Below are 23,687 nucleotides of genomic sequence, written 5' to 3' on the forward strand. Positions count from 1 at the left end.
CATAAAACGATCTTATTTTTTTGCGTTACTATTTGGCATGATTTCGGGCGGAATCGGACAATGGTACGGTTTTCCGCCTGTTTCGGATAAAAATTCTTCCTTAGCCTTTGAAAGAATCGTAGGATCGTCAATCAGCCTTTTTGCCGTATCAGCGAGAACCCTCGCAGCATAAAGCATTCCTTTGACCGCTGTGCCTGAGATTCCCTGTGCTACGGCCTGCCATGAGTGCGCCGGTGTACCGGGCACAAAACAGGCGCCAATAAACTGAGCGGTGGGAACGACGTGACTGCAGTCACCAACATCTGAAGAACCCGGGATATTAATTTCCATGTGCTTGTGAGGCAGGACAAAATTCATCATCGGCAGCGCTTGACATTTCGCGATTATTTTTTGCTTTTCTGCGGCAGAAGATGCCGTTAGGGAAAGATCACTTGCCATATCCGTTTCTTTAACGGTCTTTTTCATCTCTTTTGCAAAATCCAATTCCTCTTCAGTATAAACGGGGAAAGGAATACTCGTCATACTCTGATAAAGAACCTCTTCCAGTACGGAGTTTGAGAGCACATTCGAACAGGCTTTATCAAATCGAATTTCCACTTCGGTTTCTGTCATCAGGGCAGCACCTTTTGCAATCTTGCAGACGCGGTCGTACAGTTTCTGTACTTTTTCTGAGTCAGTGGAGCGGATCAGATAGATGACCTCTGCATGGTTTGGTATTACGTTTGGAGAAATCCCGCCGGTGTTGGTAATTGCATAATGAATTCGATCGGTCGGCTCAATATGTTCCCGCAGATAGTTAGCGCCAACATCCATCAGTTCTACGGCATCCAAAGCACTGCGCCCCAAATGCGGTGCACCGGCAGCGTGAGCAGAAATTCCTTTAAAGCGAAAATAAGCCTGACAATTTGCCAGCATGGAGCCGGTTGCAACAGCATTGCCTCCACCGGGATGCCATGTGATGGCGGCGTCTAGACGATCGAATGCACCGGCTCTCGCAAGATAAGCTTTTCCGGAGCCGCCTTCTTCTGCAGGGCAGCCATATAGGACCACTGTGCCGGACCTTTTGTTTTCTTTCAGATAATCCCGCACCATCAGTGCGGCACCGACAGAGCCGCTGCCCAAAAGGCTGTGCCCGCAGCCGTGTCCGTTTGGCGTTTCTTCTCTGGGAGAAGGAGACGCAACATTAGCTTTTTGGCTGAGTCCCGAAAGCGCATCATATTCGGCTAAAATGCCAATAATAGGATGACCGCTGCCAAAGGAGGCGGTAAAAGCTGTGTCCATTCCGGCTAGACCGGATTTTACTGAAAAGCCTTCTTTTTTAAGAAGATCAATGATTGCCCCTGAAGAATGATATTCACAAAATTTTAATTCTGAGAAATCCCAGATTTTCGCATTCAATTGAGTAAGCAGTTTTTCATAAGTTTCCATATTACGTTTCTTCCTTTATGTAGGGAAATCAGTTTCCTTTAAATTCTTTGCCAAATGCGATACGGCTGGAAATGATAGCACCAAGCAAAGAGACAATGCCAAGGCCAAGACCAACAAGTGCAGTAAAGCCTGAACCATTGCTGATTGGCAGAACAATAAACATGTTAAGTAATGCAAAGTAAATAATACTGGTAACGGTGTAAGAGAGTGAATAGTTTGCAAGAGCAGGGCTCTTGAGGTCTGGATCACAGATTCTGAGAAGCAGAACGCCTGTCAGGAAAACACCTGTTGCCATGCCGAAGGTGCCGATCATCTGCTCAAACCAGTAGCCTTTCAACAGACGTTTGCAGAAGAAGAACAGAACCGCGGTGGTAACGATGTAGCCGAGGACGACCATGACAAGAATTGGAACGATATAAGTGGCGATTGCTTTTAGTGGCATACTTGCAATTGCTGCGATGACAGCAAATTCAGTGCAGGAACCGGAAATTTTGCTCTTTACATGATCATCGACCAAATAATCGATCTTCAATTTGCACATAATTCCCCAGATGAGGAACATGACGAGCATGCCGTAAGCCCATACAGAAATACTGCTTAATACCGGAATATTAAAAGTTTTGGTTAATTGAAGAATCCAATAGGAAATTCCGCAGGCGAGAAAAATCAGAGCCATATGGAATGCAAATGCATCAATGGAGGAAGACATTGTGGTTTCACGGCCGATAGAAGCTTGCTTTGCAGGATCTTTTTCAAAACCAACACGGAGCGGTTCCGGAACATCTGCTGGCTTCTTTAGCATGGCGGTCTGGCCATGACGGGCAGCCCAGTTGATCATTGCAATGCCGATCAGAATGCCGCCGACAAGGCCAAAGGTTGCTGTGGTGATTGCAACGCCCTGAGAAGTTTGCCAATATGGTAAATTCATTTCGTTGAGCATATTGCCGAGGGTACCTGCAGTGCCATGACCTCCAACAAATCCAATTGCAAGTTCGATGCCGAAAACATCATAGAGATTCTGATTGTTGAAGGCAACATGTGTGCCATAGCCGACTGCAAATTGCAGCATGCTGGCACCAAGTCCGATAAACATTAGTGGAACAATATTTTTGAGGACGCCGGCATCTTCTCCTGCAGAAGCACCTTTCCCTGTTCCTATGCGCAGACCCAGAGGGACAGATGCGACAACAGGAACGATTAAAATGCCTGGTAATAGAGAATAGGTGTTAAACCAATCAGTAGGGACCGGAAGAATGTTAAAGCATTGCGGCCCTAGGAGTAAGAGCAGAAATCCACCGATCACGGAAGCCGGAATAAAGGCTTTCTGAAAGGCTTTCACTTTGGCGCGTAAAAACACGCCGATTAGTAGGAATGCGCCTAAAAGTCCCAAACTTTTAAGCAGGTCGGTAAGGATAGCACTGGTCATTAGGTATTCCCCCTCTAGTTTTATTTAAGGACTTAAAATTTTAAGTCCTTAATTTTGAATTCACAATATCATCAACAGCAAGAAAAGTCAATCCTTTTTTTGACGAAATAAAATCTTTGTGATATATTAAAGAAAATCCATCAAAAAATTTGTGATAAATTAATTTTCGACGTAATAATCTTAAGGAACGGATTGGGAGATTTTATGATTTCTGTTGCGATTGTTAGTCCGAAGCGTTCGCTGGAACCGATCAATAAAGTTATTGAAAGCTATGATTTTGGGTGTGAATTTCACAAGTATATCTATAATGAGCTTTCCGATATTGACTGGATCTATGAGGACTGCAAGAATCGGTGCGACGTTATTTTCTTTTCTGGAGAGCTGGGGTATCATTATATTCATAACCATATCCCTAATGTTGCGATTCCTTGTGCCTTTACTGCCTATGGAACAAAAGACATTCTGGGAATTCTGCTGAATTTTTGTATTGAACACCCGGAGATTCCCTTAAATCGCGTATTTGTAGATTTTTTGACTCCTCTTAATCATTTTATGGACGTGCAGCGGTATATTGATCCAAAGAATATGCCTTATTTTTATGAAGACAAGATTTATGACTATAAACGGATTACCGCCCGTACCCAGGAACTTTGGGATGCTGGAAAAATTGATCTGGTTATCAGCCGAAGCATTAATAATCTTAAGGCATTGGACGAGCTGAAGATTCCATATCTTGCAGTTTTCCCTTCTGCTATTATGATTCGGGAATCAATCGAAGCTGCAGTAAAAGAATTACGGCTTTCTCAGGCGGAGGAAATGGACCACTTAGTCGTTATTTTGCGGCTGCCTATGGAACGAAGCTGCAATGGGGAAGAGCGCGAGTACAGAGAAGCAACGCTGCATAAGCTGCTGGTGGATTTTCGCCGAGATAATGGAATGGACTTTTCGATCACTGCCGGCTTTGGGCGCTTTGAACTCCAGACGCAGGCACCGATTCAGACAATCTCTGTGGAACGGATTCAAAGATTGGTGCGTTATCTGCAGGAACATTTGAATTTTCCATTTCGTATCGGAGCGGGGCTCAATCCTTCCGGAGACCGCAGCCATTATTATGCCGAAGTTGCATTGCTGGAAGCTCTAAAATACGGCGGCAACGACGGCTTTTTGGTAAGTGGAGACAATGCGGAGATGACAGGCCCCCTTTCTGCTACACAAGCAGTCACTTACAGTTATGAAAATCAGAATGCGGTTTCATTTGCAAAAAATTGTGGAATTAACCAGACCAATTTGCTAAAACTTGTCGGGCTGTTTCAGCTCAATGAGTCGGCGCATCTGACAGCAGCTTCTGTCGGAAAATTGCTGAATGTAACTTCCCGCAGCGCAAACCGAATTTTGCAGCAGCTTTTAGAAGCACAGCTGATCCATGAAATTTCGATTTCAGGCCCCAATAAAAAAGGAAGACCAACGAGAACGTATGGGTTTTCAGCGGAAAGTTTTAGAAAAAGGCTTTTATGATAAGAGAATAGTAAAGACAAAAGACGTACTGCGAATTTTCGTGGTACGCCTTTTTTATGTTCCGGAATCCTATGGAGGAGGTCCTTTTTCGATTAGACTTGTTTGCCCTTTTTCAGAAAGTTTGGCAGAAGCCTTTCCTCTTGTAATTTCCAGCTCTTGCGTCAGCTCATCGAGCCTGTGAATCGTAGCAGGAGTTAAGAAATGTTCGATCTTTTCCGCTTCCTCCAATTCGTCCTGAGAATGATTGAGAATACAGAGAAAACGAAATAAAACGTCATGACGGTATAGCAGATATTTTCCGACCTTACTGCCTTTTGGGGTTAAGCAGATCAAACCGTATTTTTCTGAACGAAGATATCCACAGCTGGTCAGTTGCTGTACCATTTTCGTAACGGAAGAAGGCTTTACGTGAAGTCTTTGGGAAAGCTCTCCTACCTTTACGGTTTCACCTTGCTGTAAAATTCGGCAGATCATTTCTAAATAATCTTCCATTGCAGAGGTCATATCTGCGCTGTCGTTTTTCTGATAGCCTTTCAGAGTATAAAATCCGTTTTGCTCTTTCATAAGAATTCACCTTATTTTTAATGATTCAACTTCTGGAACGAATATTTTGAAAGCTGAATAATCTGTTGATAGACCAAAAGTTTCCTTCTCCTAAAATTTATTCGAAAGGTGTCATTTCTATGAATCAGCAGCTTTGCTTAAATGATATTGTACCGGGACAGCACGCAGTTGTCCGTTCATTAAACTCCAAAGGCAGCATGAGACGCCGACTTTTGGATATCGGGCTCATCGAAAATACAGATGTGGAATGTCTCGGAAGAAGCCCGGGAGGGGACCCATCGGCATTCCTGATTCGGGGAGCAGTAATTGCCATCCGTTCAGAAGACTGCCAAAACATCCTGATTAAAGCTTAGTCGGAAAGGGGCTCTCAGAATGGGGTTAACAAATCGTTCGGTTGGAATTAACGCGGTGGATTCCGGGTTAAAGATTCAAAAGCATACACCGCTCGATCGGGTTATTGCGCTGGCGGGAAATCCAAATGTGGGGAAGAGTACCGTCTTTAATGGACTTACAGGGATGAATCAGCATACCGGAAACTGGCCGGGAAAAACGGTAACCAATGCGCAGGGATATTGTGGAACAAAAAGACATTCTTATGTGATGGTGGATATTCCGGGAACCTATTCTTTGATGGCGCATTCTGCAGAAGAAGAAGTTGCGAGAAATTTTATCTGCTTTGGGGATCCGGATGCGGTGGTCGTTGTTTGTGATGCGACTTGCCTGGAACGCAATCTCAATTTGGTTTTGCAGACGATAGAAATTTCTTCAAAAGTAGTCGTATGCGTCAATTTGATGGACGAAGCCAAGAAAAAGAATATTCGCATCGATTTAAAAATGCTCCAAAAGCGTTTGGGAGTTCCGGTAGTCAGTACCATAGCCAGAAAAAAAAGCAGCCTGCAAAAGCTAATGAACACTTTAGACAGTGTGGTTGATGGGAAACTTTCAGCTTTTCCGCTAAAAGTTACTTATTCAGAAGAAATTGAAGAAGCAGTTGCGATGATAGAGCCGCTGCTCCAAAGAAAGTTAAACGGAAAGTTAAATAGTCGGTGGCTCAGCTTAAAACTGTTGGACACGGACGTATCTTTAATGAAAGAAATTGATTCTTATTTAGGAGAAGATTTTCTCAAGGACCCAATCCTTTTTGCAGGTGTTACGCGGGCAAAAAGTTTCCTTAAGGAAAAAGGACTCAGCAAAGATGGGTTAAAAGACCAGATGGTTTCTTCTTTAGTGACTGCTGCCGAAAAGGTATGCCGCGGCGCGGTTACATATGAGAAGGAAAAATATAGTGCATTTGACCGTCGGATGGATCGGATTCTCACAAGTAAAATGACCGGATATCCAATTATGCTTGCACTCTTGGCTTTGATTTTCTGGATTACGATTACAGGGGCGAATTACCCTTCGGAGCTTTTATCCGACGGACTGTTTTGGGTACAGGATCGGCTGACAGATTTCTTTCGCTCGATCAATGCGCCGGAATGGTTCTATGGAGCGCTGGTATTTGGAGTTTATCGGGTGCTCGCCTGGGTTGTTTCGGTGATGCTTCCGCCAATGGCAATCTTTTTTCCGATGTTTACACTTTTGGAAGACGCCGGATATCTGCCTAGAGTGGCTTATAATCTCGATAAGCCGTTTAAACGCTGCTGTGCCTGCGGTAAACAAGCACTTACAATGTGCATAGAGAGTATAAATTTGTATTATAAGAATGTGAATTATATTCACATAGAAAAATCACCACCAACCGTCCTTTTTATTGGACGGTTGGTGGTGATCCTTTTAGTTGGAAGATATTATTATAAACATAATAGGAAGGTTACATTTTCTAGTATAACTTTGGAGGACAACCTTTGTTTTCTACTACTTTTCTCACTAAAATTTCCCATTTATCAATGAGTTGCTGCCATTCACGAGAGCCAAAATATTGTTCAATTGGATTCTTTAAATCAAATTCTGGTAGATATGTACCTGTTACACCTTTTTCTTTTAATATGAGAATCGGAAGACCAAGTTGAAATGCCATGGCAGGCTCAATCTGACAATAAGGGCTAGTAATCCATTTATCTGAAAGATCATAGTTTGATTCGTAAATATTACTGTCAGGCTTTCCTTGACCATGTTGAATATAACCTCGCCTAAATGCTACAGTTAAAAGTCCATTAGATTCTATCATAAGTCTCCTTATAGCAATTAAAGGTTCTTCCATACATAGTCAGTAATACCTAGGGTTCTAGGTTCTAGCCCCCTTGACATTAGGTATTTTGTTATTCTTTCTATAAAATCTTTCTGAGCTTTCATATATGGTTTCTGATAGCTGAGAAAAGCCGAAATATTCGTAAACTTCCTCCAATTAGGTTATTTAATAAACATAATGAAAAGTCGCAATTTGATAATTCAACACTATTTTATCGATTGAATTGCCGTGATAATAAAAGGTAACCCAGCAATTGCTGCATCTGCACCTTTATCTGCTATGAACTTTAATATTTCTTTAGCTTTCACCCAAAGCTTGTTCCTATCTCTTGCAGCCTTAATTCCTTCTAAGGAATAGAGATATTCTTTTAATTTGTCTTTGTCGATATTGGATAGGCTATCTTCCGAAATTTTGTCGATCTGCTTTATTGCTTGTTCAATGGTAACAGTCACATTTGCTGTTGCTGTTGCTGTTTGAGTTGGATTTGCTTCAGCGTGAGCCGATAATTGAGGCTGTTTTAATCGGGCTAATTCAAGATCATATTTCATTTTATTCTGAATATTTTGAAAATTAATCTCATAATTTATAAGCTTTTGCTTTATTAGCTTAATATCTTCGATAAAATCAATTTGGTCTTTTGGACCATAAGATTTTAACTTATTCTTTATGTCAGGAATTTCAGATCCAAATACTCCAATGATTTCGTCCTGAAGTTTACGGGCACCGTCTACATATACACAGTTTATCACATCATCACAACTTCTTATATAGAATTCAATAAATTCCAGCTTGTCCATATTAACCACTAACCCTCTTTCTAAAAAATTTTTGATTATTATCCAACTTTGAAATTGAAAGCCGGTTGGAATTTAGAAATTAAATAACACTCGAAAAACAAAATTTTTCTTTTGTCGTCAACATCAAGTGGAATAACGTATAATTTGGATTGATTGAGTTTGTTTAAGCTTCCTTTTTTATTACGTAATTTATATCGTAGTCCACCAGTATCACTGCTTACAAAATGCTGTTTAACTCTGACATATAAGGACTGAGTTGTTGCTTGCCCAACATATAGGACAGTATTTGTCTCATCCTCTGTAAACAAATATGCACCATATTTCCCTTTGAATTCTTGTAATTCCTTATAATTATTACGAGAAGGGAACTTATATATATCGGGATATTTTATACTATCGCTTTTTTTCGTCAAATAATTAATATAATCAATATCGTACTTATTTTCCAGCCAATCCATTAAATTACCTCTATCCAAACCCATGACAAATTATAAACATTTCTTATTTATTGCGTTAATAATACTCTTAAATACCATAAAATGGAACACTTTGTATTAAAATTCGTGTAAATTAGACAGTTTTACGTATTTGGATTAATTGACAGCAAAATCGTGAATTACATTCACGTCAAAAAATCCCTCAGCCGTCCTTAAAATGAACTGCACCGCAATTGTTGGGCAGTATGATATACTGAAAAATGATTGGGGTGTTTTTTATGCCAAAAGGGATCTGGAAAAAGCATTATAGCGGAGAATTCAAGCAAATGGTGATTGACGATATGCGTAAAAATCATTTGCAATTTAGAGAAGCAGAAACTTGAATTGACTAAAAGGTAAACCAGTGCCCTAATTTTCAGCAACAAAGCTCTTGAATTTAAAAACGATGTGACTTAATTTAACAACAATTATGCCAAGCCCAATAACATTATAGATTGACTTTGCAAACAAAATCACGTATACTAATAACAAATAAGTGAGGTGGGCCATCGTTGTATACAGAAATTGTTAAAATTATTGAAGGCGGCCTAGTCAATGACAAGGAAAAGGTAATTAACTATGCTACCGTCTTAGCAGATAATCTCGAAAGCCAAGGAGAGAGTTCACTGGCAAAAAGGATTAGATCAACTTTAAGCAAAAAAAAGGGAACTCTTACTTCATTGGATAGCTTTGCGACAAAGCCAGTCGATGCAGAAAGCCGGATGGACATTATCGAGATCACATCGCCTCAGATTGAACCTAGTCAAGTGATTTTGAGCAAATACTCCCAGGAAGCAATCTATAATTTCATTGAGAGCTACAATCGCAGGGATGATTTGCTTAAATCCGGAATCGGTGCTGCCAACGCTTTACTGCTTTATGGTCCCCCAGGCTGTGGCAAAACGACGGTAGCGAAATTTATATCTAGTATCACTGGACTTCCCCTTGTTACTGCAAGATTGGATGGTTTGGTATCTTCATTGCTTGGCAGTACAGCCAAAAACATACGCAAAATTTTTGATTATGCTTCAAAAAGAGAGTGCATTTTGTTTTTGGATGAATTTGATGTCATTGCGAAGTTGAGAGACGATAAAAATGAGCTTGGTGAACTAAAGAGAGTTGTAAACAGTTTGATTCAAAACATAGATGCTTTTAGCAATGACAGCATTTTAATTGCTGCAACCAATCACCATGAACTGCTTGATTCGGCAATCTGGAGACGGTTTACTACAATAATAACACTAGAAAAACCGCAGAAGGAAGAAATAAATCAGTTACTTTATGTCCTTTTCGATGGCAAAAAAACAAATTTTTTATCAATTCCCAAAAAGCTGGATCTTATTGAAGATGCTCTGATTGGACTTAGTCATTCAGATATTAAGACGATAGTGTTTAATGCAATGCGTGATGTGATACTTTCAGACAGAAACTGTTTAACAAGTTGTGATGTACTAAAAGAAATTTACTTTCACAAAAATCACGCCATTGAAAATGAAGACGATTTTATAAAGTTCTTGATGAAATATGGTGCTACTCATAAAGAGATCAACGAAAGCCTAGAAATACCGCTTCGCAAAATACAAGGAATTTCAAGAAGCATTGTTAGGAAGGAGCCATAAGCCATGGAAAATGAAAAACTTCCCATTAAATTTTTTGCTCCACGAGAAGTAGATGAGTTAAGAGTTGAAGGATCTAGAAATTCTGAAGATCCTAAATGGGTACTTACTGGGGACGAACTTGTGCAACGTTCTAGCGAGTTATTTTCAGCGTTTAATCAGTTTTCAGAAATTGTTACCGAACGTGCAGAGCGCAAATCTGCAGTTCCTTTTGTGTTTGTGGCCAAAATGTGCGACGACTCGACTTCCAAATCCCGTCGAAAAGATATCTCATCATTATTCCAAACAGATGATAGAAGTAATGTGATTGGACTGGTAGACTCGGATGAGCTAATTGTAAAGCTCGATTCTGTTTCACAAATGGACGAAATATCAAATAGGCTACAAGATTGCAATCGTAACAGCTACGCACTTTCTTGCCTTGAAACCTTTTTGGAGTTTCGTCCTGTCATACAGAAACAGGATAATGAAACAATGTACAAAATTAAACTTATTGATTTTCAGGACTATGAAACCAATATATCCATGCAACGATTATTTGAGCGAGCGTTGACCTCACGGAGAATTCCGTTTAAAAAAACAAGTTATGCAAGTCAGTTCTCTATATACAAAGTAGAACTGAATCCCCAAACTATGCTTGACGAGCTCCGTGGTGATGATGCATATGAAATGTTATTTTCTATTGAGCCGATGCCAAAATATATTGTGTCGTTGGATTCTGCCCAAGAAGAAACTACTATTGAAGTTATGAAACCTGTTGACGGGCATCGTTATGAGACATTAGGGATACTTGACAATGGTATAGCACCGATTCCACAACTCGCTCCATGGATAGCCGGAAAACGATGGACAGTATATCCTGAGTCTGCAATAAATCCTACCCATGGCACATTTGTCGCTGGAATAGCGTTGTACGGAGATGCCTGTGAAAATCAAGAATGGGTTGGGCACAAAGGAATAAAGATATTTGATGCAACTATATTTCCAGATGAAGCAAAAGAGGGTCTTGACGAAGATGACTTAATTGCAAATATTCGCGAGGCAATTGATGCAAACTATGAGAAAGTAAAAATATGGAATCTGTCTATCAGCGTTACTCGCCCGGTTTGCGATACTAAATTTTCAGATTTGGCAATCGCATTGGACGATCTTCAAGATAAATACAATATCCTAATATGTAAATCTGCCGGTAATTGTAGGAACTTTATTTCTGGAAGACCTAAGGGAAGAATTCACGAAGGTGCTGATTCTGTAAGGTCTCTGGTTATAGGTTCTGTAGCACATGCAAAAGGGCCTGATGACTTCGCAGATATTGATAATCCTTCACCTTTTTCAAGAATAGGCCCCGGCCCAGAGTTTATCATTAAACCCGAAGTATCTCACTATGGTGGAAACGCTGGCGTCAACCAAAACGGAAAACTTGTTACAACAGGGGTTAAGTCTTTTTCGAAAAAGGGGGATTTGGCAAGTAGCGTTGGAACAAGTTTTTCGACCCCACGCATAGCCTCGTTAGCTACCGGATTATATCAGGAACTAGACGAGGAATTTGATCCGCTACTACTTAAAGGTTTGATTATCCACTCAGCGTCGTACTCGAAAAATCTCCAAATTCCTGTAACTGAAAGGACAAAACAATTAGGTTTTGGTGTACCAAAAAATATATCTCAAATTCTATATAATGACCCCTATGAAGCTACTCTTATCCTGCGTGGCACGCTTTCAAAGGGAGAAAAGATAGATATTATGGACTTCCCCATGCCAAAATCCTTGATAAGAAACGGGTATTATACAGGCCAGATTATTGCAACGCTGGTTTATGATCCCATCCTTGACCCGACACAAGGAGTAGAATACTGTCAGTCAAATGTTGATATAAAGTTTGGTTCTTATGACGCTAAACAGCCACGGGATACTAGTAAACATAATATTCTCAACCCTGTTGGCCGCGCAGGAGCGCAGAATTTATTTAGAGAAAATTTATATAGTAAAAGATTGATGAGAGACAACAAAAGTGACTTTGCTTTAAGAGAGCGGTTGCTAATACAGTACGCAGATAAGTATTATCCAGTAAAGAAGTATGCTGTTGATTTATCTGAATTATCAGAAATAAACAGGCAACACTTTACAACGCCAGATAAACAATGGTTTCTGTTTTTGCAGGGATTGTTTAGAGATCACACTGAACAGTTGGCAGAATTAGAACATAGAATTCCAAGCCAAGATGTTTGTTTAATAATTACTATCAAAGACCCACAACGTAAAGCTCATGTATACGATGAGGTTACACAGGGATTAGATGCATTTAATTTCTGGCATAGTAATATTAAAATTACTAATGACATCTCTTTGGGCCTATAAATACATAAACATGAAAGTGTCTTAACTACAAGTGCTCTTATAGGACCTGCTTCTTACAAATCCGCATCCATGCATGCAAAGCAAAAGGCCGTTGGCTTTTGTCAAAGGCCTTTTTAATATCCCATTTTATAGAAATCAAGGGCAATTATTAACGCAATAAAGGGATATGTATTATAACAAGGGCTCTGTCTAAGCGTAATATACAAACTTTGCATATATATTATGAAATTGCTCCTCAACGAAATTAATTGGATATAATATTCAATTTTTAACAAAAAAGTCCTGGATCATTGAATAAAATGCTTGGCGTGACATTGTAAAACTGATGTGCTATTATTATAATATTAGGTTGAAAATAGATTGCATTTTGTATGAATGGTTTGTTTCACATCTGCTCGCGAATTTTTATTGCATGAATCCTTCTTAGCTTTAACAATTATGCATATTCAAGATCACAAGCGTTGTATTTCATTTCGCACGCATGGATGCTATAATAAGTGAAAATTACATTAACATAAATTGTTTATTTTTATATATGCGGGTAAAGCATATATTCGGAGGAGTATGTATGGATAACAGCTTGTTTTTTTGTGACGTCCAAAAGAATGATAATAATGCTGCATTAATCAATACGCTTAGACTCTATTCAGAACAGCATTCTGTACAAATTTATATAATTAAATCGCCTTTAGGAACTGAACCATCACGTTATGACTATGATGATGCTGTTGCAGTATTAACCCCAAAGCATAAGATTTGTCTTGTTAATTTCCGGGCGACAGACAATGATGATTTTAAGGATTTTTGCGATGATTTTATTGAAGATTTAGGTTATTTGTCTGATAAATATGATTATCGCGCTCAGCTAGGACGTCCACGAACTTGGAGAAATAGCCTTATAACTCAATTAAATAAGCCAAACATAGAAAGCGCAGATTTTGTATTTAAAAGCACCTTTTTAGAAGATACCATTGAACAGCGCAATGCAGATTTTTTAATATCGTTGCTAATTGGTAGTATTAATGATATTAGTCGTATCGGTGGAGAACATCCTGAAACTTTACTTGATCAGGTAAAAAAGAAAATTATACTGTTCGATGGCGATCAAAGTAGATTCATATACTCACAACCAACAATGCAAAAGCGTATTACGATTCAGGGACTGGCTGGAACCGGAAAAACGGAATTACTGTTGCATAAATTAAAAGATCTATATACCAAGGATAAAAGCTCAAAGATTGTGTTTACCTGTTTTAATAAAATACTTGCACAAAGTATGCGCAAACGGGTCCCAGAATTCTTTAATTTTATGCGCGTTGAAGAACAGATAAAATGGGAAGAACGCTTATGGGTAATGTCTAGTTGGGGGTCTATGGGTAATCCAAACTCAGGAATATATAGCTATATTTGTTCAAAATATAATTTAGAGTTTCATTCATATTCTAACGCATGGCAGTTTGATACAGTTTGTCAAAATGCAATTGGCAACTTGAAACTGATGGGGGATTTTGAACCATGCTTTGATTATATCCTTATTGATGAAAGCCAGGATTTTCCTCAGAGTTTTTTTGAACTTTGTGAATTGGTGACACGTCAGATCGTTTACATTGCTGGAGATATTTTCCAAGATATTTATGATCGAACAATTGATCAATCCGTTAGAAGCGATTACTTATTAAATAAGTGTTATCGCACTGATCCTAGGACATTAATGTTTGCACATGCTGTAGGAATGGGACTTTATGAAACACCTGTAATCCGTTGGTTAGATGACGACGAATGGATTTCATGTGGATACAGGATTAAACGAACTGATTCCACATTTACTCTCTCCCGGGCTCCATTGCGCCGATTTGAAGACTTAGATATGTCCGGCGTTGATAGCATTGAAGTGTTAAGTAGCGAAGATGATGAAATAGAGGAGAGCGTTTTTCACATTATTGATTCCATCAGGGCTAAACATAACACCGTGCAACCAGGAGATATTGCCATTGTTTTTCTAGAAAGTAAATACAAATCAAATTATGACCTAGCAGACAGCCTGGCAATATCTATTCCTAAGAAATACTCATGGAAAGTCACGAAGGGATACGAGACAAAAAACAGTACAAATGATGCTGTATTTATTAGTAATCGCAATAATATAAAAGGATTAGAATTCCCATTTGTAATTTGTCTTGTACGTGGGCTCATCACTAATAATGTTTTCTCGAGAAATACAATTTATATGATGCTTACGCGCTCGTTTATAACGTCATATTTCCTTGTCAACAGTATCAATCATGATTTTATTGAAAAGTACAAATTAGCTGCACGAGTAATAAGTGATAGCGGCGTGATGACTTTGCGAGAACCTCGCGAAAATGAAAAGCGTCAACAAAATCAAAAGGTTAGTATTGCCGTCGCTAAAAAACAACGTCCAGTGAAAGATGTTATTGAAGAAGTATTTGGTGAATATCCTCAACTTTCTCAGAAAAACAAACAATTTATAATACAGGCAATGATGAATATAATTGGCGACGAAGGAATAATGAGCGAATTCGAAATTCAGGACAGAACAAAGAAAATGATTTCTGCCTTTATGTAAATGGTAGTGAAATGAAAAGATTTGAATTCGCGTTAAGTGATTCTTTATATGAGCAATCACTTTTGCCAATCAGAACAAAATATGATATTTTAATCTTACTTGCTCATACAATAAAATTCCTCGTCTCTTCGCCGCTTTCTCAGCAGACCCCTGAGGAAAATAGCAGAAAAATGATTCTATATATTGACAAAATGAGTCGATTGCTATTCTGTGTAAAGAATAAAATATTTACATTCCAATTTCCATTGCAAGTTCAAATACCATCAGATGGTAATGATTGTTTATCTGTGTATTATGGAGATTTTTTGAAAATTGACAGTATAGTTTCCTCGTTGCTATTAGCTGTTTTTGAACAAAAAGATATTTTCAAAGGTTCATTAGAAAATATCGATCAAAAGGTTCTTCAAGAAATCGTAGATAATGAGTGGGATGATATAAACTGGGATGGCTTGTGTGAGTTAATCAAACACCTTGTGCTTTTTGAACCTGGTTATTTGCGATATGATCACGACATAAAACATGCAAATGGCGAGTTACACCCAGAACATCATCTTGATTTTTTTTTCTCACAAAACAATGTGCTAAAGATAGGATTGCGAAGCGGTGTTGAAAGTGAATGGATGCTCGATCTATTGAATATCCTTACAAACTGCAAATATATTACATGAAGTAGATAGCCTAACAATACTTTATGTAATTTTGATGAATATTCCGGTAATGATCATAACCTGTTTGAAGTGAATTTTCATCAATAAATTTCACTTATACAGACACATGCTGCTCTGTAACAGAGAATATTTCACCGTTGCAGAGCCTTTATTTTGATAAAAAAGTCCTTGTCAATTTTTCTCTGGTGTTTTGTGCTTTGATATTTTTATATTGCAGATGATACAATTCAAAGCGATTTTTGACTTCGTACTTAGGATCTTTCCATTAAAAAGGATTATCCCTCAGTTATCCTTTTTGAATTGAACCCCAAAAGTTAGACAAAAGTTGAATTACGCAACCTGAACGGTCTGAATTCTGTATTGTACAGGACTCAGGCCGTTTAAATTTGCCTTAATACGGTAGTTGTTGTAATAATTTAAATATTCAATAAGAGCTTGCTGGAATTCTTTCATCGAAGAAAAGTCTTGCATATAAAGCAGTTCTGCCTTCAATGTAAGTACGCGCAACAGGTACAAGCTCGTGGGATTAACTGGCATAGCAGATATATAAAACTTTCAATTTTCTTAAACCAGATCGTAAATTGACGAACTTTATAGAGACATATTGTATTTCTTCTATTCACATATTTAATGCCTATCATTTTGCAAATTCTCTATTAAGATGAAGCACGAGTTCATAAAGTCCTGACCTTGATTAATGCCTATCTTCAAAATAGACCTTGCGCTTAGAGGACGAAGAGATGTGAAGTTTATCACGGTATTTACAGTTTCTTTGATTATTCCGTTCACCGTTTTCAGCAGTTGCTTGCCCGGTGCGATTATTGACAAGTTTTGGAAAGAAGTTTACTGCTTCTCTTGTATATTGATCTGCAAAGATTAGGGCTTTTGAATTCCCCAAAAATAGTAAACAGGCCTGAATTGCTTTATAGGAAGCGATTCAGGCTGCTGCTGCTTCATGGGATATATAGTGGTACCTAATTCCTCTCTGGCACCTTTTTTTTGCTGTAAGGCCTAAGGTCATTCAGTTCCCAGAAAGCCAGAATTGATTTCGAGAGATGTTTGTCTTTATGATGAATCAGGTAGAAGTACCGCTCAAATGTCAGGTCACGAATATGGATCTGCTTTAAAATCTTTTGGGAAAGGTCGTGCTCTACAAGCTTAAGAGGAAGAACAGAGACCCCGAGGCCGCAGGATACGGCATTGATGATTGCTTCCGTGCTGATGCTCTCCCAGTCTGGTGTAATAGTGATTCCTTTGGTCAGCAGGGTGCTGTCGAAAAGCTCCCTGGTTCCGCTTCCCTTTTCCCGAAGCAGAAACGGAAGCTTGCCGAACTGTTCCACGGATACCTCGTATGGGAAGGTTTTGTCCTTTGCTCCGCAAACCAAGATTAGTTCATCTTTTAAAAAAGGGTAACGGACAATGCTGTCTGAATGAACGTTCCCCTCGATCAGAGCAAAATCGAGCTGATTATCCAGAATCTTTTTTTCGATCTCTGCGGAGTTGTCAATTGTTGCAAGCACTTTGGTTTTGGGGTATTTGGAATGAAAACGTGCAACATAATTCGGCAACAGGCAAGTGCCGATCGTAATGCTGGAACCGATGCGAAGAATTCCGAATGAGTCCCAGTCGCGGATGTCAGATTCCGCTTCATCAAACAGCAGTACAATTTTACAGGCATATTCAAAAAGCCGTTTTCCCTCATCCGTGATATAAAGCCGGTGGGAGATGCGGTCAAAAAGGCTCACACCGTAGTATTGCTCCAACTCCTTAATGGCAAGACTGACGGCGGGCTGTGCAATGCCAAGCTTTTCCGCCGCCGCCGTTGCACTTTTGCAGCGGCAGACCGTAACAAAGATTTTCATATGCCGCAAAGTCATGACAACACCCCACAATATAATAAAATAGATATGCTGTAGATAATATTATATTATTTTACTTATGAATTAGCAAGTATTATACTGGATAGGGCCGTAAAAATTGGAATGATAATTATAGGCTCAGTTTAACAAGACACGGGAGGCCTTCATAAATGGATCTTCAAAAAAAGGCGACAAATGATTACAAGGGCATGTCTTCAGAAGACGTGACATCTGCTTTGAGCAGCGGAAAAGACGGGCTTTCTGAGGCGGAAGCGGCTGACCGAATCAGCCGGTTTGGCCCTAATGAGATTCAGGAGGAAAAAAAGAATCCGGTCAAGCAGTTTTTAAAACGGTACTGGGGTCCGATGCCCTGGCTGCTTGAGTTTGCAATGATGCTTACCATCTTTGTCAAGCACTATACGGAAGGGATCCTCATCTTTGCACTCCTGACGGTCAATGCCGTTATAGGATTTGTGCAGTCGCGGAACTCGCAGAAAGCAGTGGAGCTTCTGAAAAAGCAGCTTCAAATTAAAACAAAAGTGCTCCGGGACGGTCAGTGGGTTTTAAAGGACGCGAAAGACATTGTGTCCGGTGACATTTTAAACCTGAAACTGGGCGACCTAGTCCCTGCGGACGTCTTTGTCCTGGAAGGAGAGGTCAGCGCTGACGCATCCGCATTGACCGGGGAATCTCTTCCGCAGGACATTCATCCGAAAGACGTGATGTACTCCAGCTCCATCATCAAACGCGGCGAAGCACGCTGTCTGGTGGTGAATATGGCGGCCAATACCTATTTTGGCAAAACAGTTTCACTTGTTCAGATTGCAAAGCCAAAGTCAAAACAGCAGAAACTGATGTTCAGCATTGTAAAATATATGATGTATCTTGGCGTCGCGGCATCCGCTGTGGTTACCTGCTATGCGATCGTCCTGCATAAAGACATCATGTCCATCATGTCGCTGATTATTGTTTTCCTGATGGGTGCTATCCCTGTTGCGCTTCCGGCGGTAATGACGATTGTTCAGGCAGTCGGTGCGCTAGGCCTTTCTAAAAAGGGTGTGCTTGTCACAAGGCTGGATTCAATTGAAGACGCTTCTTCCATTGATACATTCTGTTTTGATAAGACCGGAACAATTACCCAGAACCAGCTTTCGGTGACGGACTGCAGATCATTTGGTACTTATGAAAAAGCGGATGTTGCCAAACTTGCATCTCTGGCGTCGAAGGCAGAGGAAATGGACGCCATCGACACTGCCATTCTTTTGTATGCCGACTCACTGAGAATCAGCATGGACGGCTGCTCACAGCTTACTTACCTACCGTTTAATCCAGCAAATAAAAGAACGGAAGCTACTGCCCGTATCGAAAAAGATACACTCCGCATTCTCAAAGGTGCCCCTCAGATCATTCTGCAGCTTTGCGGAAAGACAGACGAACAGACAGTTCAAGAGATCAACTGCGCTGTTGATGAATTTTCCACCAGAGGGTATCGAACCATTGCAGTCGCCGTTTGCGGGAACACAAAGCCACAGGAAAATACGAATTGTAAGTTTGTTGGGCTTCTGGCCCTTTCCGATCCGCCGCGGCCGGATTCCGGCGCGATGATTCAGCGCATTAAGGATCTTGGAATCCGTCCCCTCATGCTGACGGGAGACAATCAGGCCATTGCCCGCGAGATTGCCGGTCAGGTGGGCATCGGAACACGGATACACAGTGCAAAGGAATTGGATGGCCTGAACGATGAAGAACAGTTAAAACTGATTGAAAATAGCGACGGTTTCGCGGAAGTGTATCCGGAAGACAAATTTAAAATTGTCCATCTTCTGCAGGAAGAGGGGCATATGGTTGGGATGACTGGGGACGGCGTTAATGATTCGCCTGCCCTCAAGCAGGCCGAGCTTGGCACGGCCGTTAGTGCGGCGACGGACGTTGCAAAAGCGTCTGCCAGTGTGGTGCTTACGAAACCCGGGCTGAGTGAAATTATTGATACCATTCAGGTCAGCCGCCAGACTTATCAGCGCATGCTGACTTGGGTTATTAATAAGATCACGAAAGTTGTCGAAGTGGTTGTCCTTTTCACGGTCGGTTATTTTTGGCTGCACAACATGCTTATTTCTCTGCTTGGTATGTCACTGCTCGTTTTCGCCAATGATTTCGTTACGATGTCGATTGCAACCGATAATGTAATGTCTACAAAATCACCGAATTCGTGGAATTTAAAGAGTATCATTTCTTCTTCCATGGTGCTTGGTGTTTTCTTCGCGCTGGAAGATCTGCTGGTTGCCTATATCGGCGTTAACTATTTTCATTTGCCATACGCTTCCCTCTGCACACTTGTAATGCTCAGTCTCGTCTTTAATACGCAGTTCCGCATTCTGACGGTTCGCGAGCGCGGGCATTTCTGGGCTTCTTTCCCCAGCAAAAAGCTGTTCTTTATCAGTCTTGCTGCAATCGTCGCATTTGCGCTGATTGGAATTTTCGGGAATATCGTACCTGTGCTTCTGTGGAATCAGGTACTGATTCTGCTGGGAATCGGTGTTGGGTTTATGATGCTGATTGATTTCGTCAAATATGGCCTGTTCCAAAAATTCCACGTCTAATATGGGAAGAAACCCGATCAATCCCAAATTACGTATTGGTGATACAATCCAAGTAATAGCTGCTGTGTAGCAGATATGCTTTATTCCATGCCGGATTCTTACACTGAAAAGTATGGAAATAACCCAAAATAACAAATTCAAAGAGCCACCATATACTGGTGGCTCTTTTTTAATCTCTAGGTGTGAAAAATATTCACATAGAAAAACCACCATCAGCCGTCCAAAAGAAGGCAGTTGGTGGTGATCTTTTAATAAATCCAATTGTTAAAAAATATAGTGGATATTACATTGGACTTTTGTAGGTTTTGTTATAATTATTATATTATTATCTTGATTTTTAAAAGAGTTTATGTAGTTAGTCAAGTTGGGAAGCCCAGTCTTCTTCTTGTTTTTTATTTTGAGTAAGCAGACTGACGATAATTACGGCCAACAGAGGGATTATCACGCTGTAACCTTCATGTAGGCCAGTAGAACTTTTGAGAAAGACATACCAAAGTGCAGTGGTCGGGATCCCGGTAATAATTCCGGCAAGAATTCCCTGACTGGTACACTTTTTCCAATATAATCCAAGGTATAGAGAGGGGCCAATGGAAGTAAACAACCCGGTCCAGGCAAAGATAATCATGGTAAATACTCCACTGCTGGCATTAAGGGAAATTAGGAGACCACCTATACCAATTAAAACAGTTAATCCCCGTATGATGAGCGCATAAGTATGCTCGGAAATATTTTTATTGATCCAGATGCCTTTTTGCAGGAAGTTGCGACTTATCTCACTAGTAGACTGGAGTAGCAGAGACTCCGTAGTAGACATAACAGCTGCAAAAATTCCGGCCATGAGGATTCCCCCAAAAAAATTGGGTAACAAATCTACGATCATGGTAGGAATAGCAGTTTCAGGATCCTTAAGGACGGGATAAATCAAACGGCAGCACATGCCGATAATTACTGGGCCAAGTTGGCGAATGACATTAAAAATAATTGACATTAGGCAACTTACACGAATCTTTTTGTCACTTTTGATGGTAAGGTATTTTTGGAGTGCTTGGGGTTGAGCAAGAAAGCCGAGAGCACTGCCAAGCCAGTAGTTGCATATATAAAATATGGCTTCTCCGGTAGGTCTACCATTATTCCATTGAATAAGTTCCGGTGCAACGTTGGATAAATTAGAGAACAGGCCTCTAAAACCGCCTACTTGCATTAGGGCCATAAAAGTCAAGACAGCAAATGCGATAATCATGATGACCCCTTGAATGGCGTTGGTCCACATGGCTGCATCTACGCCTCCCAGAAAAATGAAGACGATTGTGAGCACGGCCACGGCGATGGCAATAAAGTTAGGATCTAGTCCCATGGCAGTAGCTGCCTTAGAACCAGCGGAATATTGGCCCGCTAGATAGAACACCATAAATAAGCCAATCATTAATCCACCAAAGATCTTGATTAGATTTTTTGGGTCCCCTTTGAGGTGACTCATGGCTTCAATTGGAGTAACGCTGCTTGTATTGATAGAGAGCTGACGCAGTTTACGAGCCAGAAAATACCAACAAGCAAACTCCAATATACAACCAAAAATGCACTGCCAGGTAGCCACTAGCCCCATTGTATAACCCATGCCTACCAAACCGATAAAAGCAAAACCACTGGCCAATGTGGTGCCCATACTAAAAGCTGTGACTACAGGGCCATAGTTGCGGTCGCCGACAATAAATCCCTCAGCGGTTTGCTTTTTCTTTTTTTGTGCAGACCAAACGCTAATGCCAAAAGTTGCAACAATATAAAAAATCAAACCAGCAAATAAACCTGTCATATTGATCACTGACCCTTTCTCTCTCTGTTCAAAGATTTAAAAGAACTGGTGGAAGAGTTTTTGTCATCTTCTTTGTCTTCGTTGCGGTGGTGAATTACCCATAAAACAGAAAGGAGAAGTCCAATAAAAGGCAGTACAAAAATATTGAGAATTTCTCCGAAGCCAATGAACTGAAACATAATAAACTTTCCTCCCTAAAATAAAATTTAATCCATATGCAGTCTGATTTTTGTTTGACCACCGTTAACAGTGACTCCTTGGGCAAAAAGTAATTCTTTGTCGTTACCACCTTCCGGACAAACGTTACCTTTTTGGATAGTCACCCAACCGTCATGGCCAGGCAATACACGGTCAGCTATGTTGATAAGCCTCTTAAGACTTTTGACAGAACTCACTGGATCCAAGGAAATTTGTACTTCATGGGTGCGAAGTTCTCCACGATTTTTGGCTGCGTCCCCCGCGAGTACCCATAATTGGCCGTTCGGTTGATGAAGTAAGTAAGAAATACATCCAGGAGTGTGCCCAGGGGTTAGTAATGCGGTGATCCCTGGGATTACCTCTTCACCATCGTTATGAATTAAGTGCAGCTTTGCGCTGCGCAAAAAAGTCAAAGCACTTTCCTGTATAAAATAGTCGCGGTTAACTAGACTATTAGCGAATTCCCATTCTCGCGCTGACAACACGAAGGTAGCGTTGGGAAGCAGATCTACATTGCAGGCATGATCAAAGTGCAGATGAGTAAGTAGAACATAGTCTATATCTGTGCGGGTAAGCTGGTGTTTAGCAAGAATGGCATCAAAATTTTGTCGTAACCCCACGCCTCCAGTATCAAGTAAAATATTATTTTTCCCGTTTCGTATCAGTGCCCAAGTCCCCCAACCAAAGGCACAATCCGCTAATTTTCCAGAAAATCCAGAGAACAGAATATCAACAGAAAATTGCAAAATAGAGTTCCTCCTTTTCAGATATGTTTTTAGACCACTGACATTGCTTGTCAACTCCGCGGCTGTAAAGTTGTGTTCAATTTAGAGCTATGAACATGGAATCGTAAAATGGATCAATCCAATTGCAATTAAGACAAAATGTATTATTTTTTTGCAAAAATCAATTAATTTCTACAAAATATAAAATATCTCTTTGCCTGTAACATTTCAAGAGAGGCAGGAGGATAGCGCAACATCTGCAATTAAGAGGGCAACAAGGAGAAAAATAACCCTCATAAGCATGTACTTTCTTGTAAAAATACTCACATTTTAAATCAGCGCAAAAAAAATAAGCCTACCGGGGGAAAAATCCTCGATAGGCTTATTACTTATGTTTTATTACTTTTGATCGCTAGTGTCATCCGGTACCTGAGAATCGACCTTACTTTTGAGCATCGAAACGAGGCGTCCTAGGAATCCAGGAAGCGGCACTCCGATATCTCCGATGTTTTCGAGAATGCTGATTAATTCGTTACAAATGAGCCAAACAGCTACAAGTGACGCAATCAGCATGGGGAGATGAATGGTCATTCCGAGTTTGTCGCCTGCATAAGAAAGAAGCCAGTCAAGCACAGCACCGACCGCCACCAGCAGCCACATACAAACCTTTTTTGCAATGCCCTGAATGCCTCGGTAGCTGCTGATCTTTTGGCCGCGCTTTGATGCTGCGGCGAGTCCCGTAACATAGTCAATTAGGTTGCAAATGACCAGCACCATCATCGGTACGGCCAATTCGCCGAGCCACGATGCTAACACTCCCACGACGGCAGTAAATACCGCCTTTGTTTTTGTTAATGTATCCATTTTAT

The 23,687-nt window shown here is 40.4% G+C and carries 20 protein-coding genes; 8 read left to right on the plus strand and 12 right to left on the minus strand.

Translation table 11 applies throughout. The features are described from left to right. Positions 1–12: 12 nt before the first annotated feature. Complete coding sequence (locus ACVS9P_RS02300; protein WP_452104034.1) at positions 13–1,428, minus strand: M20 family metallopeptidase; 1,416 nt, start codon at positions 1,426–1,428, stop codon at positions 13–15. A gap of 28 nt (positions 1,429–1,456) precedes the next feature. Next, positions 1,457–2,854, minus strand: coding sequence for a sodium/glutamate symporter (locus ACVS9P_RS02305; protein ID WP_452104035.1), 1,398 nt, complete (start codon positions 2,852–2,854; stop codon positions 1,457–1,459). Positions 2,855–3,058: 204 nt separating this feature from the next. Between ACVS9P_RS02305 and ACVS9P_RS02310 the strand changes: the two genes are divergently transcribed. After that, a complete protein-coding gene (locus ACVS9P_RS02310) occupies positions 3,059–4,369 on the plus strand; it encodes a hypothetical protein (protein WP_452104036.1) in 1,311 nt (436 codons plus the stop codon). Between the two features lie 69 nt (positions 4,370–4,438). On the opposite strand, the gene ACVS9P_RS02315 is transcribed toward ACVS9P_RS02310, so the two are convergent. Further along, positions 4,439–4,933 (minus strand): metal-dependent transcriptional regulator, encoded by a 495-nt coding sequence (locus ACVS9P_RS02315; RefSeq protein WP_452104037.1) that lies wholly within the window; start codon positions 4,931–4,933, stop codon positions 4,439–4,441. Between the two features lie 119 nt (positions 4,934–5,052). Between ACVS9P_RS02315 and ACVS9P_RS02320 the strand changes: the two genes are divergently transcribed. Further along, positions 5,053–5,286 (plus strand): FeoA family protein, encoded by a 234-nt coding sequence (locus ACVS9P_RS02320; RefSeq protein ID WP_180341370.1) that lies wholly within the window; start codon positions 5,053–5,055, stop codon positions 5,284–5,286. Between the two features lie 19 nt (positions 5,287–5,305). Further along, positions 5,306–6,826: a FeoB small GTPase domain-containing protein gene (locus ACVS9P_RS02325; RefSeq protein WP_452104038.1), complete on the plus strand. Its 1,521-nt coding sequence runs from the start codon at positions 5,306–5,308 to the stop codon at positions 6,824–6,826. Here the strand turns inward: ACVS9P_RS02325 and ACVS9P_RS02330 are convergent. The 3 genes from ACVS9P_RS02330 to ACVS9P_RS02340 form a co-directional block, all read right to left on the minus strand. Continuing rightward, positions 6,756–7,136, minus strand: coding sequence for a hypothetical protein (locus tag ACVS9P_RS02330; protein WP_452104039.1), 381 nt, complete (start codon positions 7,134–7,136; stop codon positions 6,756–6,758). The two genes, ACVS9P_RS02325 and ACVS9P_RS02330, sit on opposite strands and share 71 nt — an antisense overlap. Positions 7,137–7,330: 194 nt before the next feature. After that, a complete protein-coding gene (locus ACVS9P_RS02335) occupies positions 7,331–7,921 on the minus strand; it encodes a hypothetical protein (RefSeq protein WP_452104040.1) in 591 nt (196 codons plus the stop codon). Positions 7,922–7,959: 38 nt separating this feature from the next. After that, a complete protein-coding gene (locus ACVS9P_RS02340) occupies positions 7,960–8,379 on the minus strand; it encodes a GIY-YIG nuclease family protein (protein WP_452104041.1) in 420 nt (139 codons plus the stop codon). A 530-nt stretch (positions 8,380–8,909) separates the two neighbouring features. Between ACVS9P_RS02340 and ACVS9P_RS02345 the strand changes: the two genes are divergently transcribed. The 4 genes from ACVS9P_RS02345 to ACVS9P_RS02360 all read left to right on the plus strand — a co-directional run bounded on the left by ACVS9P_RS02345 (position 8,910) and on the right by ACVS9P_RS02360 (position 15,626). Then, entirely contained in the window at positions 8,910–10,016 is a 1,107-nt protein-coding gene (locus tag ACVS9P_RS02345; protein WP_452104042.1) for an AAA family ATPase, read from the plus strand. A gap of 3 nt (positions 10,017–10,019) precedes the next feature. Continuing rightward, a complete protein-coding gene (locus ACVS9P_RS02350) occupies positions 10,020–12,371 on the plus strand; it encodes a S8 family peptidase (RefSeq protein WP_452104043.1) in 2,352 nt (783 codons plus the stop codon). 568 nt (positions 12,372–12,939) lie between these two features. Continuing rightward, positions 12,940–14,958 carry a DEAD/DEAH box helicase gene (locus tag ACVS9P_RS02355; protein WP_452104044.1) on the plus strand — a complete coding sequence of 673 codons (2,019 nt, stop codon included), beginning with the start codon at positions 12,940–12,942 and terminating at the stop codon, positions 14,956–14,958. 11 nt (positions 14,959–14,969) lie between these two features. After that, the gene (locus ACVS9P_RS02360) at positions 14,970–15,626 is read left to right on the plus strand and encodes a hypothetical protein (RefSeq protein ID WP_452104045.1); all 657 of its coding nucleotides are present in this window, start codon (positions 14,970–14,972) and stop codon (positions 15,624–15,626) included. A gap of 330 nt (positions 15,627–15,956) precedes the next feature. On the opposite strand, the gene ACVS9P_RS02365 is transcribed toward ACVS9P_RS02360, so the two are convergent. Both ACVS9P_RS02365 and ACVS9P_RS02370 read right to left on the minus strand, forming a co-directional pair. Beyond that, complete coding sequence (locus ACVS9P_RS02365) at positions 15,957–16,163, minus strand: IS3 family transposase (RefSeq protein ID WP_452104046.1); 207 nt, start codon at positions 16,161–16,163, stop codon at positions 15,957–15,959. Positions 16,164–16,600: 437 nt separating this feature from the next. Then, positions 16,601–17,503, minus strand: a complete 903-nt coding sequence (locus ACVS9P_RS02370) for a LysR substrate-binding domain-containing protein (RefSeq protein WP_452104047.1) — start codon at positions 17,501–17,503, stop codon at positions 16,601–16,603. A gap of 152 nt (positions 17,504–17,655) precedes the next feature. Here ACVS9P_RS02370 and ACVS9P_RS02375 point away from each other — a divergent pair, with 152 nt between their 5' ends. Then, complete coding sequence (locus ACVS9P_RS02375; RefSeq protein ID WP_452104048.1) at positions 17,656–20,085, plus strand: plasma-membrane proton-efflux P-type ATPase; 2,430 nt, start codon at positions 17,656–17,658, stop codon at positions 20,083–20,085. A 355-nt stretch (positions 20,086–20,440) separates the two neighbouring features. Here the strand turns inward: ACVS9P_RS02375 and ACVS9P_RS02380 are convergent, their stop codons facing one another. The 4 genes from ACVS9P_RS02380 to ACVS9P_RS02395 all read right to left on the minus strand — a co-directional run bounded on the left by ACVS9P_RS02380 (position 20,441) and on the right by ACVS9P_RS02395 (position 23,682). Beyond that, positions 20,441–21,895 carry a sodium/proline symporter gene (locus ACVS9P_RS02380; RefSeq protein ID WP_452104049.1) on the minus strand — a complete coding sequence of 485 codons (1,455 nt, stop codon included), beginning with the start codon at positions 21,893–21,895 and terminating at the stop codon, positions 20,441–20,443. A 5-nt stretch (positions 21,896–21,900) separates the two neighbouring features. Further along, on the minus strand, positions 21,901–22,074 hold the full coding sequence (locus ACVS9P_RS02385) for a hypothetical protein (protein ID WP_452104050.1): 174 nt from the start codon (positions 22,072–22,074) through the stop codon (positions 21,901–21,903). A 27-nt stretch (positions 22,075–22,101) separates the two neighbouring features. Then, positions 22,102–22,839: an MBL fold metallo-hydrolase gene (locus ACVS9P_RS02390; protein ID WP_452104051.1), complete on the minus strand. Its 738-nt coding sequence runs from the start codon at positions 22,837–22,839 to the stop codon at positions 22,102–22,104. A gap of 378 nt (positions 22,840–23,217) precedes the next feature. Next, positions 23,218–23,682, minus strand: coding sequence for a phage holin family protein (locus tag ACVS9P_RS02395; protein WP_452104052.1), 465 nt, complete (start codon positions 23,680–23,682; stop codon positions 23,218–23,220). Positions 23,683–23,687 lie beyond the last annotated feature (5 nt).

The organism is Caproicibacterium sp. NSD3, assembly GCF_053613275.1.

Bases quoted from the DNA above. Each gene is read 5' to 3' on its own strand.
- ACVS9P_RS02300 (WP_452104034.1), bottom strand. From the start codon at position 1,428: ATGGAAACTTATGAAAAACTGCTTACTCAATTGAATGCGAAAATCTGG.
- ACVS9P_RS02305 (WP_452104035.1), bottom strand. From the start codon at position 2,854: ATGACCAGTGCTATCCTTACCGACCTGCTTAAAAGTTTGGGACTTTTA.
- ACVS9P_RS02310 (WP_452104036.1), top strand. From the start codon at position 3,059: ATGATTTCTGTTGCGATTGTTAGTCCGAAGCGTTCGCTGGAACCGATC.
- ACVS9P_RS02315 (WP_452104037.1), bottom strand. From the start codon at position 4,933: ATGAAAGAGCAAAACGGATTTTATACTCTGAAAGGCTATCAGAAAAAC.
- ACVS9P_RS02320 (WP_180341370.1), top strand. From the start codon at position 5,053: ATGAATCAGCAGCTTTGCTTAAATGATATTGTACCGGGACAGCACGCA.
- ACVS9P_RS02325 (WP_452104038.1), top strand. From the start codon at position 5,306: ATGGGGTTAACAAATCGTTCGGTTGGAATTAACGCGGTGGATTCCGGG.
- ACVS9P_RS02330 (WP_452104039.1), bottom strand. From the start codon at position 7,136: ATGGAAGAACCTTTAATTGCTATAAGGAGACTTATGATAGAATCTAAT.
- ACVS9P_RS02335 (WP_452104040.1), bottom strand. From the start codon at position 7,921: ATGGACAAGCTGGAATTTATTGAATTCTATATAAGAAGTTGTGATGAT.
- ACVS9P_RS02340 (WP_452104041.1), bottom strand. From the start codon at position 8,379: ATGGATTGGCTGGAAAATAAGTACGATATTGATTATATTAATTATTTG.
- ACVS9P_RS02350 (WP_452104043.1), top strand. From the start codon at position 10,020: ATGGAAAATGAAAAACTTCCCATTAAATTTTTTGCTCCACGAGAAGTA.
- ACVS9P_RS02355 (WP_452104044.1), top strand. From the start codon at position 12,940: ATGGATAACAGCTTGTTTTTTTGTGACGTCCAAAAGAATGATAATAAT.
- ACVS9P_RS02360 (WP_452104045.1), top strand. From the start codon at position 14,970: ATGAAAAGATTTGAATTCGCGTTAAGTGATTCTTTATATGAGCAATCA.
- ACVS9P_RS02365 (WP_452104046.1), bottom strand. From the start codon at position 16,163: ATGCCAGTTAATCCCACGAGCTTGTACCTGTTGCGCGTACTTACATTG.
- ACVS9P_RS02370 (WP_452104047.1), bottom strand. From the start codon at position 17,503: ATGACTTTGCGGCATATGAAAATCTTTGTTACGGTCTGCCGCTGCAAA.
- ACVS9P_RS02375 (WP_452104048.1), top strand. From the start codon at position 17,656: ATGGATCTTCAAAAAAAGGCGACAAATGATTACAAGGGCATGTCTTCA.
- ACVS9P_RS02380 (WP_452104049.1), bottom strand. From the start codon at position 21,895: ATGACAGGTTTATTTGCTGGTTTGATTTTTTATATTGTTGCAACTTTT.
- ACVS9P_RS02385 (WP_452104050.1), bottom strand. From the start codon at position 22,074: ATGTTTCAGTTCATTGGCTTCGGAGAAATTCTCAATATTTTTGTACTG.
- ACVS9P_RS02395 (WP_452104052.1), bottom strand. From the start codon at position 23,682: ATGGATACATTAACAAAAACAAAGGCGGTATTTACTGCCGTCGTGGGA.